General features: G+C 59.7%; 21 protein-coding genes. 12 read left to right on the forward strand and 9 right to left on the reverse strand.

Features of this window, described 5'->3' with window-relative positions; all coding sequences use genetic code 11:
• The first annotated feature begins 319 nt into the window (after positions 1-319).
• From cysG to ABFT80_RS18505, 9 genes are all read left to right on the forward strand, one after another.
• The gene (gene cysG / locus ABFT80_RS18465; protein WP_347973405.1) at positions 320-1,768 is read left to right on the forward strand and encodes a siroheme synthase CysG; all 1,449 of its coding nucleotides are present in this window, start codon (positions 320-322) and stop codon (positions 1,766-1,768) included.
• A complete protein-coding gene (locus ABFT80_RS18470; protein ID WP_347973406.1) occupies positions 1,765-2,073 on the forward strand; it encodes a DUF2849 domain-containing protein in 309 nt (102 codons plus the stop codon). Before cysG ends, ABFT80_RS18470 begins: the two co-directional genes overlap by 4 nt.
• Positions 2,074-2,084: 11 nt before the next feature.
• A complete protein-coding gene (locus ABFT80_RS18475) occupies positions 2,085-3,755 on the forward strand; it encodes a nitrite/sulfite reductase (RefSeq protein ID WP_347973407.1) in 1,671 nt (556 codons plus the stop codon).
• Positions 3,730-4,482: a phosphoadenylyl-sulfate reductase gene (locus ABFT80_RS18480; protein WP_347973408.1), complete on the forward strand. Its 753-nt coding sequence runs from the start codon at positions 3,730-3,732 to the stop codon at positions 4,480-4,482. Before ABFT80_RS18475 ends, ABFT80_RS18480 begins: the two co-directional genes overlap by 26 nt.
• Positions 4,483-4,572: 90 nt before the next feature.
• Entirely contained in the window at positions 4,573-5,112 is a 540-nt protein-coding gene (locus ABFT80_RS18485) for a DUF934 domain-containing protein (protein ID WP_347973409.1), read from the forward strand.
• A gap of 46 nt (positions 5,113-5,158) precedes the next feature.
• Positions 5,159-5,296 (forward strand): hypothetical protein, encoded by a 138-nt coding sequence (locus tag ABFT80_RS18490; protein WP_347973410.1) that lies wholly within the window; start codon positions 5,159-5,161, stop codon positions 5,294-5,296.
• A 253-nt stretch (positions 5,297-5,549) separates the two neighbouring features.
• A complete protein-coding gene (gene grpE / locus ABFT80_RS18495) occupies positions 5,550-6,185 on the forward strand; it encodes a nucleotide exchange factor GrpE (protein WP_347973411.1) in 636 nt (211 codons plus the stop codon).
• Complete coding sequence (locus tag ABFT80_RS18500; RefSeq protein ID WP_347973412.1) at positions 6,182-6,412, forward strand: hypothetical protein; 231 nt, start codon at positions 6,182-6,184, stop codon at positions 6,410-6,412. The genes grpE and ABFT80_RS18500 overlap by 4 nt, the downstream gene beginning before the upstream one ends.
• A 71-nt stretch (positions 6,413-6,483) precedes the next feature.
• On the forward strand, positions 6,484-7,116 hold the full coding sequence (locus ABFT80_RS18505) for a trimeric intracellular cation channel family protein (RefSeq protein WP_347973413.1): 633 nt from the start codon (positions 6,484-6,486) through the stop codon (positions 7,114-7,116).
• 1 nt (position 7,117) lies between these two features.
• Here ABFT80_RS18505 and ABFT80_RS18510 read toward each other — a convergent pair whose 3' ends face one another.
• The 9 genes from ABFT80_RS18510 to sppA form a co-directional block, all read right to left on the reverse strand.
• The gene (locus ABFT80_RS18510) at positions 7,118-7,918 is read right to left on the reverse strand and encodes a GNAT family N-acetyltransferase (RefSeq protein WP_347973617.1); all 801 of its coding nucleotides are present in this window, start codon (positions 7,916-7,918) and stop codon (positions 7,118-7,120) included.
• Between the two features lie 208 nt (positions 7,919-8,126).
• Positions 8,127-10,409 carry a PAS domain-containing hybrid sensor histidine kinase/response regulator gene (locus ABFT80_RS18515; RefSeq protein WP_347973414.1) on the reverse strand — a complete coding sequence of 761 codons (2,283 nt, stop codon included), beginning with the start codon at positions 10,407-10,409 and terminating at the stop codon, positions 8,127-8,129.
• A 72-nt stretch (positions 10,410-10,481) separates the two neighbouring features.
• The gene (gene lspA, locus ABFT80_RS18520; RefSeq protein ID WP_347973415.1) at positions 10,482-10,982 is read right to left on the reverse strand and encodes a signal peptidase II; all 501 of its coding nucleotides are present in this window, start codon (positions 10,980-10,982) and stop codon (positions 10,482-10,484) included.
• On the reverse strand, positions 10,979-11,830 hold the full coding sequence (locus ABFT80_RS18525) for a TrmH family RNA methyltransferase (RefSeq protein ID WP_347973416.1): 852 nt from the start codon (positions 11,828-11,830) through the stop codon (positions 10,979-10,981). Before ABFT80_RS18525 ends, lspA begins: the two co-directional genes overlap by 4 nt.
• A complete protein-coding gene (locus tag ABFT80_RS18530) occupies positions 11,827-12,831 on the reverse strand; it encodes a class I SAM-dependent methyltransferase (protein ID WP_455189965.1) in 1,005 nt (334 codons plus the stop codon). The genes ABFT80_RS18525 and ABFT80_RS18530 overlap by 4 nt, the downstream gene beginning before the upstream one ends.
• A gap of 118 nt (positions 12,832-12,949) precedes the next feature.
• On the reverse strand, positions 12,950-13,915 hold the full coding sequence (locus ABFT80_RS18535; RefSeq protein ID WP_347973417.1) for an ornithine cyclodeaminase family protein: 966 nt from the start codon (positions 13,913-13,915) through the stop codon (positions 12,950-12,952).
• A 16-nt stretch (positions 13,916-13,931) separates the two neighbouring features.
• Positions 13,932-14,258, reverse strand: coding sequence for a LapA family protein (locus ABFT80_RS18540; protein ID WP_347973418.1), 327 nt, complete (start codon positions 14,256-14,258; stop codon positions 13,932-13,934).
• A 47-nt stretch (positions 14,259-14,305) separates the two neighbouring features.
• Entirely contained in the window at positions 14,306-14,584 is a 279-nt protein-coding gene (locus ABFT80_RS18545) for an integration host factor subunit beta (protein WP_347973419.1), read from the reverse strand.
• A 45-nt stretch (positions 14,585-14,629) separates the two neighbouring features.
• A complete protein-coding gene (sppA, locus tag ABFT80_RS18550) occupies positions 14,630-15,622 on the reverse strand; it encodes a signal peptide peptidase SppA (RefSeq protein WP_347973420.1) in 993 nt (330 codons plus the stop codon).
• Positions 15,623-16,036: 414 nt separating this feature from the next.
• On the opposite strand from sppA, the gene lptC reads away from it, so the two are divergent.
• The 3 genes from lptC to lptB are packed head-to-tail and all read left to right on the forward strand — an operon-like array spanning position 16,037 to position 18,188.
• Positions 16,037-16,774: an LPS export ABC transporter periplasmic protein LptC gene (gene lptC / locus ABFT80_RS18555; protein ID WP_347973421.1), complete on the forward strand. Its 738-nt coding sequence runs from the start codon at positions 16,037-16,039 to the stop codon at positions 16,772-16,774.
• On the forward strand, positions 16,774-17,370 hold the full coding sequence (locus ABFT80_RS18560; RefSeq protein WP_347973422.1) for an LptA/OstA family protein: 597 nt from the start codon (positions 16,774-16,776) through the stop codon (positions 17,368-17,370). The genes lptC and ABFT80_RS18560 overlap by 1 nt, the downstream gene beginning before the upstream one ends.
• Positions 17,370-18,188, forward strand: coding sequence for an LPS export ABC transporter ATP-binding protein (gene lptB, locus ABFT80_RS18565; protein WP_347973423.1), 819 nt, complete (start codon positions 17,370-17,372; stop codon positions 18,186-18,188). The genes ABFT80_RS18560 and lptB overlap by 1 nt, the downstream gene beginning before the upstream one ends.
• Positions 18,189-18,279: the final 91 nt, after the last annotated feature.

Below are 18,279 nucleotides of genomic sequence, written 5' to 3' on the forward strand. Positions count from 1 at the left end.
CTTTGGCACTCCTTGGCCGGTTCGCCCGAAGCATGCGGCATGCGCAATTGAGTGGTGGCGAAACCATCTGGCGATAGCGGAAAAATCACTGTTTCCATTGGATTTTTCTGCCCGATCGTAAAGTGCAGAAAGCCTGATCTGCAAACAGGCCCAGCGAACAGTCGGAATCCGTATATTTCTAACTTTGAGAATAATTTTTCTCCGGCGCCTGAAGCGACAAAAAAGGAATCGCGTCCGTACGTGAGACGCGCCACTGCATTCCTTCTGATCAAGGCGGCACAGGCGTAAAAATGGGCCTCTTTTCAGAAAGCTCGTTTTCATGCTCCAGCAGGTCGCCAGGCTAAAAGCGTTCCCCGTCTTCATGCGGGTCGAGGGCCGAGGTGTGACCATCATCGGCGGCGGTGACGAAGCGTTCGCCAAGGCGCGGCTTATGTCCCAGTCCGAGGTGACGATTTCCGTCATCGCTGAAGAGGTCGAGCATGACTTCGCTGAGTGGATCGCGCAAAATGGTGTCACGCTCATTCGTGAAGCTTACAACAGCGCCCATCTGCAAGGCGCAACGCTCATATTTGCTGCGACCGGAGAAGAGGCTTTCGACCGGCAGGTCTCGGTAGATGCGCGCGCGCTTGGCATTCCGGTAAATGCCGTCGATCGTCCCGAACTCTGCGACTTCTTCACCCCCGCCCTTGTCAACCGCGCGCCGCTGGCAATCGCTATCGGAACGGAAGGTGCCGGCCCCGTTCTGGCGCAGATGGTTCGTGCCCGCATCGACCAGATGTTCTCGCCGTCGCTCGGTTCTCTCGCCTCGCTTGCCGCATCGTTTCGCGATGCGGTCGAACATACGCTGCCGCGCGGCGCGGTGCGTCGCCGGTTCTGGAGCCAGTTCTTCGGCGGTGAGACCGCACGTTCGGTCGAGGCAGGTCGGATCGACGAGGCACGTCAGTCCGCAACGCGCCTGCTCCGCGAAGACACGAATGGACATGGGTATATCGCGCTTGTCGGCGCTGGTCCGGGCGCGGAAGATTTGCTGACGCTGCGCGCCCAGCGCCATCTGATGGACGCCGATGCGATCGTCTATGACGCGCTGGTGCCGGAAGCGGTCGTTGCCATGGGCCGCCGCGATGCCGAACGTCTATCGGTCGGCAAGCGCAAGGGTTGCCACTCGAAAAGCCAGGCCGAGATCAACGCGCTTCTGGTGCGCCTTGGCCGCGAGGGCAAGCGCGTCGTGCGCCTCAAATCGGGCGATCCGCTGGTGTTTGGCCGTGCGGGCGAGGAGATGCAGGCGCTGCGCGATGCGGGCGTTTCTTACGAGGTCGTGCCGGGCGTCACCGCCGCATTCGCTGCCGCTGCCGATTTCGAACTGCCTTTGACGCTGCGCGGCGTAACCTCCTCGATGGTCTTCACGACCGGGCATGATCTCAAGGGCAAGTCGCTTCCCGATTGGGCAAAGCTTGCTATTTCGGGCGCAACCGTTGCCGTCTATATGGGCCGCACGGTCGCTGCCGATGTCGCATCGCGCCTCGTCGCGGCTGGCCTTTCGCCGGATACGGCGGTTGCCGTGGTCGAGAATGCCAGCCTTCCAAACCGGCGGCGTTTCCACGGAACGCTGGCCGATCTTCCCTCGCTGGAAGCCCGTGAAGATTTGACCGGCCCGGTCATGACGATCATCGGCGATGCGGTCGCAGGCGCAAATTTCGAGCGCTCCGAACCACTGACGGCAAAGCGCCGCTCTTCGGTCGCCCTCAACAACATGGAATTGCAGGCATGAAGATACTGACCGCAAACCGCCTGACCGATGGCGAGGCCGTCTGGTACGCCGGAAACGATGTGTGGGCCGAGACGATCGATCAGGCCGAACTGGTGAACGACAAGGCCGAGGAAGAACGGCTGGACCGTGTCGGCAAGCGCGCCGCGCAGAACAATCTGGTTGTCGATCTGGCGATCATCGACGTGCAGCTCGTCGATGGCAGGATTGTGCCGAACCGGCTCCGCGAACAGATCAGGGCGTCAGGCCCGACGAACCGCCCGGATCTGGGCAAGCAGGCACGGCCACAGGCCGGACAGCCAGCCTAAGGAAGACGACAATGTATCGTTACGATGAGTTCGACCACGATTTCGTAAATGCCCGCGTCGCGGAATTCACCGATCAGGTGGAGCGGCGTCTTGCCGGCGAAATCACCGAAGACCAGTTCAAGCCGCTGCGGCTGATGAACGGCGTTTATTTGCAGCTTCACGCCTACATGCTGCGCGTCGCGATCCCCTATGGCACGCTGAACTCGGCGCAGCTTCGCATTTTGGCGCATATCGCCCGCAAATATGACAAGGGCTACGGGCATTTCACGACGCGCCAGAACATCCAGTACAATTGGCCGTCGCTGTCCGACATTCCGGCGATCCTTGCCGATCTGGCAAGCGTCGAAATGCATGCGATCCAGACATCGGGAAATTGCATTCGCAACGTCACGGCAGATCATTTCGCCGGGGCCGCTGCCGATGAAGTTGCCGATCCGCGCCCCTATGCGGAAATCCTTCGCCAGTGGTCGTCGGTGCACCCGGAATTTTCCTATCTGCCGCGCAAGTTCAAGATCGCGGTGACGGGCGCAGAGCGCGACCGTGCCGCAATTCAGGTTCACGACATCGGTCTTCATCTGAAGAAGAACGAAAAGGGCGAGCTGGGCTTTGCCGTCTATGTCGGCGGCGGACAGGGCCGCACGCCCATGATCGCCAAGAAAATTCAGGACTTCCTGCCGGAAGAGCACCTGCTTTCCTACACGACTGCCGTCATGCGCGTTTACAATCTGCATGGCCGTCGCGACAACAAATATAAGGCGCGCATCAAGATTCTCGTCCATGAGACGGGAACCGAGGAATTGAAGCGCCAGATCGATGCCGAATGGCAGGCGCTGAAGGATGGCGATCTGAAACTGCCGGAAGCCGATATTCGCGCTATTGAGGCCTATTTCGCGTTACCGCCGCTGGCAGCGCGCCCGGAAGGCGACGAGGTGATCAAGCTTGCAAGGCTGGATTCGCGCAGCTTCTCGGAATGGCTCGACCAGAACGTCATCACCCATCGCAATCCCGATTATGCTTCTGTCACCATTTCGCTGAAAGGCACAGGTGAGGCGCCGGGTGATGCGACCGATACGCAGATGGAAGTCGTGGCCGACATTGCCGAGCGTTACGGCTTTGACGAAATCCGCGTGACGCATGAGCAGAACCTGGTTCTGCCGCATGTCGCGCGGGCCGATCTGAAGGCCGTTTACGATGCGCTGGCTGAGGCCGAACTGGCGACCGCCAATTCGGGGCTCATCACCGACATCATCGCCTGCCCCGGCCTCGATTATTGCGCACTTGCGAATGCCCGTTCGATTTCGGTCGCGCAGGAAATTTCGGAGCGCTTCGCCTCGCTGGAGCGTCAGCGCGACATTGGCGAATTGAAGCTGAAGATTTCCGGCTGCATCAATGCCTGCGGACACCATCATGTCGGCCATATCGGCATTCTGGGCGTAGAGAAAAAAGGCACCGAGCTTTATCAGGTCACGCTTGGCGGTTCGGGTGACGAGAACACGTCGATCGGCGAAATCGTCGGTCGCGGCTTCGGCCCGGAAGAAATCACCGATGCGATCGAAACCGTCGTCGAGACTTATCTGACCGTGCGACGCGACAAGTCCGAAACCTTCCTGGACGCTTATCGCCGGGTCGGCACCGCGCCGTTCAAGGAGGCGCTTTATGGTGGCGAAGCAAAAGCTGCCTGAGACAGAGATTGCGGCATTCGCGGCTGACCTCGATGCGCGTTACGGGAATCTCGACCCGCAGCGCATAATCGAGGAAGCCGTTCTGCGCCAGTTTTCCGGTGAAATCGCCGCCGTTTCGTCATTCGGCGCGGATTCGGCTGTGCTGTTGCACATGATTGCGCAAATTGATGCTGCTTTGCCGATCATTTTCCTCGATACGGGCAAGCATTTCGAAGAAACGCTGAGTTACCGCGATGCGCTGGCCGAGGATTTCGGCCTGAGCGATATTCGCGTGGTCGAGCCGGAAGCCGCGGCACTGGCGACACTCGATCCCAAGGGCGTTCTGCACCAGACCGACACGGAAGCCTGCTGCGCCATCCGCAAGGTCGAGCCGATGGCGCGCGGTGTCGAGCCGTTCAGCGCGTGGTTCACCGGGCGCAAGCGCTTTCAGGCAGCGACCCGTCAGGCGCTTCCAGCCTTCGAGGCGGTCGGTCCGCGTGTTCGCATCAATCCGCTCGCGAAATGGTCGTCGACCGAACTTGGCGACTATATGAAGGCGAACGCCCTGCGCGAAAATCCGCTGGTCGCCTATGGCTATCTGTCGATTGGCTGCTTTCCGTGCACGCAGCCGGTCAAGCCGGGCGAAGATGCGCGCAGCGGTCGCTGGGTCGGACAGGCCAAGACGGAATGCGGCATTCATCTGGAAGGGCTCGACAAAACGCTCGAATCCGGCCGCTCGCGCATTTGAAAATGAAGTTTTTTCGAAAAAACAGTGAGATTTTAGGCGCGAAAAATGCTTGAAAGCGTGAAAATCTCAACCTCCAGGGTGAAATTTACAATGACAGAACAGTCGCCTGAAAAGACGACGCGCCTTTGGGCGGAAACCGGCTTCCGTGAGGATGAGTGGAACCTTGCCGAAACGGCTGATGCGCTTGCGGGCAACAGCAGGATCATTCTGCCTCTGGCCGAGTTTCTGGCCCTGGACGACGACACGCGGCGCAATTCGAAGGACCGGCTTGGCGTTGTGCTTCAGCCGGGCGAGCAACTTGACGAAATCGTCAGCCATCTCGACACGCTTTCACTGGTGGCGCTTGCTTTTCCTGTCTACAGCGATGGGCGGAGCTATTCGAAGGCTGAGCTTTTGCGGAGCCGGCATGGCTTCGAAGGTGCGGTGCGGGCGGTTGGCGACGTGCTGGTAGACCAGCTTCCGCATATGCTGCGTGTCGGTTTCGACGAATTCGAGATTTCGAACCCGGTTCTGCTGAAGCGCCTTGAAGAAGGCCGCGTCGGCGGAATAGCTCAGCAATATCAGCCGACTGCCAAGCAATCCGAAAAGACCGCGAATTATTCGTGGCGGCGTCTGCGCGCTCCGAACTGATCCGCGGATTTACTGGCGCACTGATTTACTGGCGAACGCGTTTGCCATGCTTTTCGGCGTCGCTAAGTTTTTCGAGCAGATCGTTGAAACGGTCAGGAAGAGTACTCTCTGCGCTGAATGCAGGGAGGCTGCGCAAAAAACGTTGCATGCCTTCGCCGCTGGCCTGCCGCCTTATTTCGGCTGAAAGTCTATCTTTATACTGTTCGTTTCTACTCATAACATTTGATCCGTTCGTTGCTGAAGGAACTCCTGTTGCAGTGCGATGGTTCCCCTGTTCGACTAAAGCTGCAAGTCAGGGTCTGCAATTACGGTAAAGTTTTAATTAAACTGTTCGTACCTTCGGCAAGCGTCCGATTGGCCGCTGCCCCTTGATTTTTGCCGCCCGAACCTCGATATCGGGCGCAACTTCCGAACCACTGAAATAACGGGAAATAGCGATGAGCGATCAGGCAAAAGACGAACACGACCTCGATGAGGGCATGGAAGCCGAGATCGGTACCGAAACCGGCGATGAAGCGGTGAGCGGCGATTACGAAGCGCTGGTCCGGCTTCTCAAGGAAAACGAAGAGTTGAAGGACAAGGCGCTGCGCGCGGCCGCCGAGATGGAAAACCTGCGCCGCCGCACGGCGCGCGAGCTTCAGGATGCCCGTTCCTATTCGGTCGCCAATTTCGCCCGCGACATGCTTTCCGTTTCCGACAATCTGAACCGCGCCCTCGAAGCCATCCCGGCCGAGGTGAGGGCTTCCGACGATGCAGGCTTCAAGGGCCTGATCGAAGGCGTCGAGATGACGGAGCGCGCAATGCTTTCCGCGCTTGAGCGCCATGGCGTCAAAAGGCTTGCCCCGGAGGGTGAGAAATTCGACCCGAATTTCCATCAGGCGATGTTCGAGGTTCCCAACACTGAAGTTCCCGCCAATACGGTTGTGCAGGTCGTTCAGCCGGGTTACTCGATCGGAGAGCGCGTGCTGCGTCCTGCCATGGTCGGCGTCTCCAAGGGCGGCCCGAAGCATGTGCCAAGCGATGCGCCCGCAGAGCCCGGCCCGATCAACGAACAGGCTGAAAAAGACGCTTGAGCCTTGTGACCGGCGGCCTGAAACGCCCATTGCTTTGGGCTGCCGGAATAATCCTCACCGTGATCATTGCCTATATGGCTTTGCTGATTGTGGGTTTTATGAACGCGCGGGATGTCGCTTATTTCGAGGCGCATCCGCAAGAGCATCGCAAGGTGTTGGAAGATTGCCGCTCCGGCGGAGGTTGGTTCCCGGAATGCGAAGCGGCGGAAGCCATCGCGCCGCGCTGACGGCTTTTTACACATGATGTTTTAGGCCGGACGGTTTATCGTCGCGCAAATTGCTGCGCGGGACTTTGCCGATGAATTTGCTGATGCTTCTGGATTATGCCGGCGTTGCCGTGTTCGCGGCGACCGGCGCGTTGGCTGCATCGCGCAAACAGCTCGATCTTATCGGCTTTCTTTTTCTCGCATCCGTCACCGCTATCGGCGGCGGCACGTTTCGAGACCTCATCCTTGGACTGCCCGTATTCTGGGTTCAGAATCCTGACTATCTCTGGATTTGTGTAATAGTTGCAATTGTAACTTTCTTCACCGCCCATCTGGTCGAGAGCAGATACAAGCTGCTTTTGTGGCTGGATGCGATTGGCCTTGCAGCCTTCTGCGTTCTGGGTGCGAGCAAGGGATTGGCTGCGACCGGCTCACCCTCCGTCGCAATCGTCACCGGTGTCTTGACGGCAACATTCGGCGGCGTGCTGCGCGACCTTCTGGCAGGCGAACCCTCGGTTCTTCTGCGACCGGAAGTCTATGTCACAGCGGCTTTGGTGGGCTCGGTCGTGTTCACGCTGGCCGATATGGCTGGTTTCCCGCCGCAGGGCGTTGCGGTTCTGGCATTTCTGGCGGCATTGGCCGTGCGTGGCGGCGCGCTGAAATTCGGCTGGACCTTCCCGACCTACAAAAGCAGGCCGGGCAGGCGTCCTGAGGATATTCCTTGATCTAAGAGTTGTAGCGTTCCGAACCGCCATAATAGTTCAGATAGCGCGCGCCGATCTGGCTGATGGGCAGGATGATGCAGACATCCACAGTGCCGAAATCATGGTCGATGACACAGCCATCGCCAATGCGCGCACCGACCCGCAGATAGCCCTTGATGAGCGTTGGCAGGCCCGAAAGTGCCGCCTTCGGGTTGATCGCCTCGGCAGGCATAAGGTCGGTGTTGTAGTAGCGCGAGGCGACCGCCTTCACGTCCCATGCGGGCGCGGCGCGGTAATTCTGCGCCAGATAGGAAAGCGCTTCGGCATGCGCGGCAGGCACAGTGCCCTGAAACGAGGCGCAGCCGGTCAAAACGCTGATGCGGTAGCGGCAGACATAGGCCCAGATGCCTTGCCATAGAACTTCGATGGTGCGTTTCGAGCGATATTCGGGAAGCACGCAGGAGCGGCCGAGTTCGAGAAAGCGATGCGTCGGATGCCGCGCGATCAGCTTGCCCAGTTCGAATTCGTCTTCGGAATAAAAGCCGCCGGTGCTTTCTGCCATTTCCTGCCTGAGCAGGCGATATGTGCCGACGATGCGGCGATGCGACGGGCCGGGCAGGGACGTATCGAAAACCAGAAGATGGTCGCACACGCCGTCGAAGCGGTCACTGTCGCGACGATCCTCGGCAGTTTGCGAAGGGGCCAGCGCGCCGAGCTCTTCATAGAAAACCCGGTAGCGGACTTCCTGTGCGGCGGCAATCTCCGCCTCGTTGCGTGCCAGCCTGACTTCAAGCGTGCCGATGCTGCCCAGAGGCGTTGCCATCGGCAAGGTATCGTCAGGGATTGCCACGTCCCGCGTGTTCAAAACAGCCACACGATTGTCTAAGCCCGTTCGCATCGCGATTCTCCTTCGAGCCGTCTTTCGTGGCGCTTGGATAAGCGCACTCTGCAACAATATTGTGACTTTAGCCTGCAGGAATGCGGCAAACAAGTTCCGGGAAAGCATCGGACGAAGCCGGCTAATCTCTTGTTCAGATCGCGGCGTGTTGTTCTACGGCCAGCACGAGTGCCGCCGGATCGAGCGGCTTGGTGACGAAACCGCTTGCCCCATGCGCCAGAACGGAATGGCGGGTCTGCTCAAGACCATCGGCCGAAAGCACCATGATCGGAACCGGCGGCGAACCCTGCTGCTCCTCATGCCGCCTGATCATCGAGATCGCATCGAGGCCGTCCATGACAGGCATGTGCAGATCCATCAGCACGATATCGTAGCGTTGTGCCGAATCCGGTGCGGTCACGGCTTCGACCGCGGCCTTGCCATTGGTGACGACCTCGACGGAATGCCCTGCCTTTTCCAGCGTCTTGCGGGCCAGAAGTGCGTTGATTTCATTGTCTTCCGCAATGAGCACGGATAGCGGCAGGGCAGCATCTTTTTGATGGGGGGTATTTGGAGGGGCAATTTCCGAGATCGCGGCTTGTGCAGGCGTCGTGGTCAAGAGCAGGCGCATCAACGTTTCGCCGCGCGCAGGTCTTGCCAGAAAGCGCGGATAGCCATGCGCGCGCAATTCGCCGAGCATGCCGCGCTCGTTCGGCGCGATGAGGATGATCGCCTCCTGCGCCGAAAGGCCGTTCTGCCTGAGGCCGGACAGCGTGCGCCCGTCTATGTCTTCCATCGCTGCATCGACGATGATCGTGTCGCAGCCGGGAACATCGGAAAGAGCCTGCTCTGGCGTCGCGCAGACGAAAGCTTCGCCGCCATGCGCGCGCACCATCAGCGCCAGGGCCTCCGCTTCGGGCATGTTCCTGGACAGTATTACAACCTTCCGGCTGCTGAGCGCAGCGATACGCGTTTCATCGCCTGGCGTCACGGTTTCCGCGGGAATGGCGAAGGTGAAGGTCGAGCCGTGTCCATGCTCGGTGCTGACTTCCAGCGATCCGCCCATCGAGCGTGCGAGGCGGCGCGAAATGGCAAGGCCAAGCCCGGCACCGGGATAGATGCGCGTCGATGTGTCGTCGGCCTGCTCGAACTCCTCGAAGATGCGCGCCATATCCTTTTCGCGAAGGCCTATTCCCGTATCGGCGACGGCAAAACTCAGCACCCTTGCGCCGGTCTCGTCGCTGGCCATCGACAGGCTGACCAGAACGCCGCCCTCCTCGGTGAATTTGATGGCGTTGCCGACCAGATTGAGCAGAACCTGACGCATGCGTCCGGGGTCGGCCGTGATCGTTTGCGGCACGTCAGGTGCTACATAGCCGGCAATGCCGATGGATTTTCCATAGGCGCGCGAAGCCATGAGTTCCACGACATTGTCGAGAAGCGCGCGCGGCGACATCGCCTGCGGGTCGAGCAGGAAGCGCCCCGCCTCGATCTTCGAATAGTCGAGCAAATCCTCGATCAGCGCCAGAAGCGCGCCGACCGAGGTCGAGACAGCGCCGACATAGGAGCGCTGTTCCTGCGAAAGGTTGGTGTCGGCAAGAAGTTTCGCCATACCCAGAATGCCATTCATCGGCGTGCGGATTTCGTGGCTGACCGTGGCAAGGAAGCGTGACTTCGCCTGGCTCGCATGTTCGGCGCGCTCGCGTGCGGTAATCAGTGCGGTTTCCGCGCGTTTGCGAGCGGTGATGTCGCGGGCGATTGCGCGGTGGCATATGGCGTTTTCGGAATCGTCGCGCACGGAAAGCTCGATCCATGAGAACCAGCGCATGCCGTTCGGCGTACGAATAGCGACATCGGCGGAGCTCAGGCATTCGGCATCGAGAAAAGCCGCATCCGGCACAAGCCCGACATCGATGCCAAGTTCGCGCAACGTCTTGCCGGTGAACTCGCCGCGGTCCACGCCGATCAGTTCGGCAAACACCTTGTTGGCGTAGACGATCCGGCCCTCGCGGTTGCGATGCACGACGACATCGCCCAGCGCGTCGATCAGCCCAAGGAACTGCTCCTCGCTTTCGCGCAACTCCCAGATGCGGTCGGCAAGGCGCTCGATTTCGACGCGGCTGCGCACTGCATTGTCATTGGAGAGTTCAGCCGTCTTGCGATGTGTTTTCAGGCCACGCAGAAACAGCGCGAAACATGTCATGCCGATGCACAGAATGCCGATTGTGACGATGTGTGCCGCACCGGTCAGGTAGGAAATCGCAGCCAGAACGAACACGGCGATGGTGGCGGCAAACACCCAGCGCGGCCACTCCTTGTCAGCAGGTTTCGGGACGATAGACGCCGGCATGGCCTGCGCAGGCAAGGGCTCTGCGTGCTCCTCGTCAATATCGTCTTCAAGCAGGTCGGCGTCGCTAAGGCCCGTCGGTTTGATCATGAAAGGATCAATAGCACGGAGCCATTAGGGATTATTGCGGGGATTTGTTCGAATTTTACCGATTTTGCAGCACTATTCGGTCGGCGATTGCTTTTTTGCAGCCCGCTCGCGCAGCCAGCCGAGAAGTTCGTCCAACACGACCAGACCGGCACCGATCGATATGAAGACATCGGCCAGATTGAACACGGCAAACGACCATGTCGACGTATGGAACAATATGTAGTCGACTACGTGGCCATAGGTCGAACGGTCGATGAGATTGCCGAGCGCCCCGCCAATGACCAGCGAAAAGCCTATGCGCGACAATATCTGCCGCGGGGCGGTCTGACTTGCGAGGTAAAGCACGAAGGCGATGACCAATACCGACACGATGACGAGGCCCTTGTCGCCGACCGATGAGAACATCGAGAAGGCGACGCCGGTGTTGAAGGTGCGATAGAGCGCCAGAAACGGCACGACATCGACCTTCTCATGCATGACAAGATGCGTCTCGACCAGAAACTTGATCCACTGATCGAGGCCGACGGCAGCCGCGATCAATATGAGATAGGCGAAGAGCGATTTGAACTTCATGCGGTCTCCGCGTCGAGCTTGAGGTCGCCGCGCCTGATCTCGAACAGCATCACGCCGGTCGCAACCGCGAGGTTGAGCGAATCCGCGCGCCCTGCCTGCGGAATGCGCAGCAGACGGTCGCAGCTTTCCGCGAGATTGTCGGGCAGGCCCTGCTGTTCATTGCCCATCATCAGCAGAACCGGCTTGCCGCTGAAATCGACCGAGCGGTAATCCACGGCACCCTTGAGATGGGTTCCGGCGACAATGCCGTGAAAATTGGCGCGCCAGGCGAGGAATGACTCGACGCTGACCTTGGCAACCGGCACGGCGAAGATCGACCCCATCGTCGCGCGCACCGTCTCGATGGAAAATGGGTCGGTCGTCTCCCCGACCAGAATGACGCCTTTCGCGCCGACCGCATCGATCGTGCGGATCACCGTGCCGAGATTGCCGGGGTCGCGCACGCGGTCGAGCGCCACCCAGACGTCGCCTAGGGCCGGGCGAACATCTTTCAGGGGAAGCGTACGCTGCGAAAACACGCCGACGACCATTTGCGGGTTTTCGCGTCGCGTGATCGCGGCCAGCACCTTTTCGCTGACTTCGAGAACCGTGCCGCCGAGCGCCACCGTGCGCGCTGCGACCTTCTCGACAGCCGGATTGCCGCGACCGGCTTTCGCGAAGACCAGCGTCTTGATGGACCAACCGAGATCGAGCGCGTCGATGACGAGTTTCAGGCCTTCGGCCATGAAGGCGTTCTGCTGGTCGCGGAATTTCTTGAGCGCCAGCGATTTGATGTCCTTCACCAGCGGATTGGCGAGGCTCGTCACCTCTTTCACCTGTCCGGGTGCGACGGTGCGATGTTCGCTCATTGCGCGACCCAGCGTGAGAAAAGCGAGGTGGAAAGCGCGCGGCCCGCTGATTCCTCGCGGATGATGAGTTCGCCGGATTCGATGCGCCCGCCCATGCCCGCAAACGTATCGCGCATCAGCGCATGAATCGCGAAGAAGGATGCGCGGATGGAATAGGCGGTCAGCACGACGGCCAACGGCTTCGGCGTCAGGATCGAGCGGCAAATGTCGGTCAGTGCAGGCAGATGCTCGAAAAGCTGCCAGACTTCGCCTTTCGGCCCGCGCCCATAGGCAGGCGGATCGAAAAGGATGATGTCGTATTGACTGCCGCGACGCTCTTCGCGTTCGGCGAATTTCATGGCGTCTTCGCAAATCCAGCGGATCGGCTTGTCGCCAAGCCCGGCCAAAAGCTGGTTCTCGCGGGCCCAGCCGATCGCCTTTTTCGAGGCATCGACATGGGTGACTTCAGCACCTGCGCGCGCTGCGACCAGCGAGGCGAGGCCGGTATAGCCGAACAGGTTGAGCACCTTCACCGGGCGCTTGGCACCTTCGATGAGCTTCGCCATATGTTCCCAGTGCGACGCCTGTTCGGGGAAAACGCCGACATGGCGGAAAGAAGTGAAACGGCCGTGATAGGAAATTCCGTCATGCAGCATCGGCCATGTTTCGCCGAGCGCTGCCTTGGGAAAGCGCCAGCGGCCCATGCCTTCCTCGTCCGTATCGCCGGTAAACATGGCATCGACCTGTTCCCAGTTCTTCGCGGGCAGGGATTTTTGCCAGATGGCCTGACCTTCCGGCCTGACGATCAGATAAGGACCGTATCGCTCCAGCTTTTCGCCGTTTCCGCTGTCGATCAGCGCGTAATCGGCATTGGGCAGCACTTCGAGAATGAGCGGCAATTTTTCGGCTGGCAGCGCGCCTTCGCGGCGGCGCAGAACGCGCGGCGGCGAAGCGGGCTCGCTCGGCCTTTGCGGCGTGCGGTCGTCGTGCCTGTCGCGGCGTTTGTCACGCGAGGGTTTCAAGAAGGATCGTCTCCGGCAAACTCTATCTCACGCAATTCCGGACGGAAAACCGCTACACACTTTTCCTGGAATTGCTCCTGAAGGCGCTTCTGCCACAGGGCAGGGGAAGGCGCAACAATCAGGCGGAAAGCTTGCGGTAGACTGCAATGCCCGCCGCCAGATCTTCAAGCGCTGCGCCCACCGATTTGAACAGCGTGATCTCATGCGCGTCCTTGCGTCCCGGCTTTTCGCCGCGCGTCAGTTCGTGCAGATCGGCGATGATCGTCTCTTTGGTCAAAGCGCCGGATGCCAGCGGCTGAACGATGTCGCCTGCTTCCTTCGTCGCACCGGCATGGGTGTCGACATAGACGCGGGCGCGGCGGATTGCCTCGTCATCCGTCTCGCGCATATCGGGCGTGAAACCGCCGACGAGATCGACATGGATGCCCGGCTTCAACAGAGCGCCTTTGATCAACGGATCGTTGGAGATAGTTGCAGATGAAACTATGTCCGCCTCGGCGAGTTCCGCGTCGAGATCGGTAACGGCTTCAGCATCGAAGCCTTCGGCGCGCAGGCCTTCCGCGACTTTCTCCGCATTTTCCGGCGTCCGGTTCCAGATACGCACCGTCTTGATCGGGCGCACCGCGGAGTGTGCCTTGGCGAGAAATGGCGAAAGCGCGCCTGCGCCAAGTATGAGCAGGCGCGATGCGTTTTCGCGGGCGAGATAGCTTGCGGCCAGCGCGGAAGCGCAAGCCGTGCGCCATTGCGTCAGGCGCTGGCCGTCGATCAGCGCGCAAGGCTCGCCGGTCGTGCCGTCGAGCAGCAGATAGACGCCCATCACGGCGGGCTTCTCGCGCTTGTTGTTGTCGGGCGAAACGGTGACGATCTTGATGCCGATATGGCCGTCGGCGGACGTGCCGGATGTGTTGAAATCGCTCCATGCAGGCATCAGGAGCAGCGTTGAATCGGCACCGTCGGGCCGTGAAACCGCATGATGATGGCGAACAGGCTGCACTGCACCGTCGCGAAAGGCGTTGCGGAGCGTTTCCACCAGATCGGGAAAAGTCAGCGCGCCATCGACTTCCGCCGCAGAAATCGTCAGCATGTGCGGTATCCGTCCGTTACGAGGCTGTTTTGACCAGCGACTGGCCGTGCGAGGTTTTTGCGGCGGCCTGCTGCTCGGCATATTGCGCTTCCAGCCCGCGCTGGCGCGCCGCCTTGCGGTAGCGCCCCTGCTTGAACCACGTCGCCATGCTGCCGATGAGCAGCCCGACAACGATTGCAGCGAACAAAAGCACGAATAGCGGCATTTGCAGCGTCAGCGCCGGATTTCCGGGATTGAACGGATCGAGCGTGAACGGCACCGATGCGCGGTTCGCGACGGCGAGCGCGATCAGCACGATTGCCAGCGGCACGAAAACGACGATCAGTAGGAAACGATTGAACATGAAACTTTCCGGGTATCAGCCCGCCGCCATTGTCTGGCGAATGGACATTACTTGTTGAGCTTTTCGCGCAGCTCCTTGCCGGTCTTGAAGAACGGCACCCATTTTTCCTCGACATCGACGGAAGCGCCCGTGCGCGGGTTGCGGCCGGTGCGGGCAGGGCGGTTTTTCACCGAAAATGCGCCGAAACCACGCAATTCGACCCGGTTTCCCTCGGCAAGCGCGTCGGTGATCTCTTCAAAAATGGCATTTACGATATTCTCGACGTCCCGCAGAAAGAGATGCGGGTTGCGCGTAGCGATGAGCTGCACGAGTTCCGATTTGATCATGAGCGATGTTCCCGTGATAGGAGCGGCAAGATTATGTAAATGTTTTTATTCGCTTTTCAGTCGCCCTGACGAGCTTCCCAGAGGTTGCCAGACCGATACGAGACCGTCAAGGAATATGCGATCCGCGCCCAGCCCCTTCAAAAGATCGGCACCCTGTCCGGGAAAGCCAAGCCTCTCGGCGACCGCGTTCAGGAGCGAGCTTCCGAAAAACATGCTGTAGGCGCCCTTTTCCTTGGGCTTCCATTCGACCACTTTGAGGTCTTTCGCAACGCCCTTGCCTTCGAGCCAGGCCACAGCTTCCTTTTCGCCGCCCAGTTCGTCGATGAGCTTGTTCGCCAGCGCCTGACGCCCGGTAAAGATCGAGCCGTCCGCAAGGGCGAGCACTTCGGCGCGCGACATGCCGCGGCGATCCACGATCAGACCGACGAACCACTCATAGCTGTCCATGATCAGAGAGCGGATCATGGCGCGTTCTTCGTCGGTCGTCGGGTTGAAGGGCGACGGTTCGGCCTTGAGCGGCGAGGATTTGATTTCATCCAGCGTGATGCCGACCTTTTCCATCAGGCCGGTGAAGTTGGGAAACTGCACCAGAACGCCGATCGAACCGACGATGGAGGACTGCCGCGCGACGATATGGTCGGTGGCGCTGGCGATCATGTAGCCTGCCGATGCGGCAAGCGTGCCAACTTGTGCGACGACCGGCTTTTCGCCTGCCAGTTCGCGAACGGCATCGAAGATCGCTTCGCCACCGGCAGTTGTTCCGCCCGGTGAGTTGATCGCGACGATGACGCCTTTGACGGAGGAGGATTCGCGAATGTCCTTCAGCCGGTCGAGCAGATCCTGATCGTCGAGGATCGTGCCCTCGATCTTGACCTTGGCGATGTGGTTTACCGAGCTGCCGCCGACATCGGCCCGGTAGAGCCATGCCGAGACGCCGAGAATACCGATCGCCACGAAAAGAATAGCTGCAATACGCCAAAAGGTGAGCTTGCGCCGCAAATGTCGGCGGTCGATGAGATCGTCGGCTCTGGATGCCATGTCTATCCTCGTATAGGGGCGCAGGCGATCGCTTTTAACGCAAGCTGAGGCCGAGGGCCACCCGTTTGATATTAAGCATATGCTGCGCCTTTAGACGCAATTTTAACTAAGATGCGCCTATAGGCTGAAATTTGCTGCCGGCCACACCATATAGCGACAAAGGCCCGATTTTCGAGTATATGATTTGCGGGGCGCGTATATGTCGCCGTCGCAAAACGACGGTCGGGGCTGGGTAGCTTTATAGTTAATGAAAAATGAGCGGCCGATATTCGCGATGCGAAGCTTCCGCTTTTTTGGCTACGGAAACCGAATGGCCACAATTTCGTGGCTTTGAGAGGGTTCAAGACGCCTTGTCGGGGCGATCTGGTCGAGTTGGACCGTCTGGCTTTTTGCCAGCGGTAGGAAGGCTGAAAATTGAGGCTGATTAAACGCCACCGGAACCGGATGGCTTCAGGCGGTAATGACCATTCTGGTCTGAGCATTACCCCCGTCGAGGCTGAAACGCCCGAACGCGCGGACGCTTTCGCGCGCGCGGCGCGTCATTCGCGCTCGGTGAAGGTTCTCAAATTCATATTGCCGGTGTCCGCTGTCATCATGGCGGTTGCCTTCGTGTCGGTTTCCTATTTCTCGACGCCGTCTTCCATGGCGGTGCATGCGGAAGGCGGAACCATATCCGATGGCCGGCTGGTCATGGCCAATCCCAATTTGGACGGTTTGACCAAGGACAATCTGCCCTATTCCATGAAGGCGCTGCGCGCCATTCAGGATTTCCAGAACGAAGGTGTCATCGAACTCGAGGGCATCGACGCCAAGCTGCCGATCAGCGCCGATAATATCGCGACGATCGATGCAACGCGCGGCGTGTTCGACCGCAACACCAACACGCTCGACATCACCAGCCCGATCACCGTCACCACAACCGAGGGCATGGTCGCCAAGCTCCAGTCGGCTTTTCTTGACATCGCCAAGGGCGATCTCAAGACGAGTGACGCGGTCGATATTACGCTCAACGGCACCAAAATAACGTCCGATTCGATGAGCGTGCTTGAAAACGGCAAGGTTTTAGTATTCGAGAACAAGGTTCGTATGAATATAGACCCTGCACGGGCAAAAGCTGCGCAGGATGAAGCCGCGGCTGATGGAGGCTCTTGATGCGGGGATTTGAGTTTCGTCCGGTTCTGGCAACGGCTTTGGGGCTGGCCTTGCTCGCTGGCTCTGCCGGTGCTCTTCTGGCGCAAGGTACTGCCGAAAGCCGCCTTTCGGGTCTGAGCCTCTCCGGCAAGGACCCCATCCAGATCGAAAGCGACAAGCTCGAAGTCCATGAATCGAAGAACATGGCCGTGTTCAGCGGAAATGTGACGGTCAATCAGGGGCCAACGCTGCTGAAGGCTGGCAAGATGACCGTCTTTTACGCAAAGGATGGCGGCTCTGCGACGACCGGTTCCTCGAACATCGAGCGCCTGGAAGTCGATGACAAGGTTTACGTCAAGTCGAACACGCAGGTTGCAACCGGCGACCGCGGCACATTCGACATGAAGACCGAAGTTCTGGTCATGACCGGCAAGGAAGTCGTACTTTCCGATGGGCCGAACGTGCTCGTTGGCTGCAAGCTGACGGTGCAGATGCAATCCGGCGAAGCTCAGGTCGATGGCTGCAAGAAGGGCACCGAACAGGGTTCGGGTCGCGTCATGATGTCGATCACGCCCGGAAGCCAGAACCAGTCCGGAAGTCAGAATCAGAATCAGTAATGTCCGACCGCAACCGTTTCATGGCGCGTTTGTCGCGCCCCTTCGGACGTACGCCGCCAGCTCCCGCCGTGCAGGGTACGACCAAGTCCGAATTCAAGGGGACGCTCATCGCGCGCGGCCTGACGAAAAGCTATAAGGGCCGGCAGGTGGTCAGCGGTGTTTCGCTCGGCGTTCGCGCTGGCGAGGCCGTGGGCCTGCTTGGGCCGAACGGCGCGGGCAAGACAACCTGCTTCTACATGGTTACGGGTCTCGTGCCTGTCGATCAGGGCACGATCGAGATCGACGGTTTCGACGTCACGTCGATGCCGATGTACCGCCGCGCCCGCCTCGGCATCGGCTATCTGCCGCAGGAAGCATCGATCTTTCGCGGCCTTTCCGTCGAACAGAACATCCGCGCCGTGCTGGAAGTGGTCGAGCCGAGCCGCAAGGAGCGGGATCGCAATCTCGACGCGCTGCTCGACGAATTTCATATTTCGCATCTGCGCAAAGCGCCTTCCATCGCGCTTTCGGGCGGCGAGCGCCGGCGTCTCGAAATTGCGCGCGCATTGGCCAGCCGTCCGAACTACATGCTTCTGGACGAGCCTTTCGCGGGTATCGATCCGATTGCCGTGGCCGACATTCAGGAGCTTGTGCGTCACCTGACCAAGCGCGGCATCGGCGTGCTGATCACCGACCACAATGTGCGTGAAACGCTCGGCCTCATCGATCGCGCCTATATCATCCATGCCGGTCAGGTGCTGACCCATGGGCGCGCCGACGAAGTGGTGGCCAACCCGGATGTGCGCCGTCTTTATCTTGGCGAAGGCTTTACGCTTTAGGCCTTCGTTCACGCAGTTTTCGCCAAGCTGGCCGAAAAACCGCGATCTTTCCCGTCAAATCGTCACCGTTTTGCGCAATTTTTAAGCGTTT

The organism is Foliimonas ilicis, from assembly GCF_039939195.1.
In the GTDB taxonomy this organism is placed as follows: Bacteria; Pseudomonadota; Alphaproteobacteria; order Rhizobiales; family Rhizobiaceae; genus Foliimonas; species Foliimonas ilicis.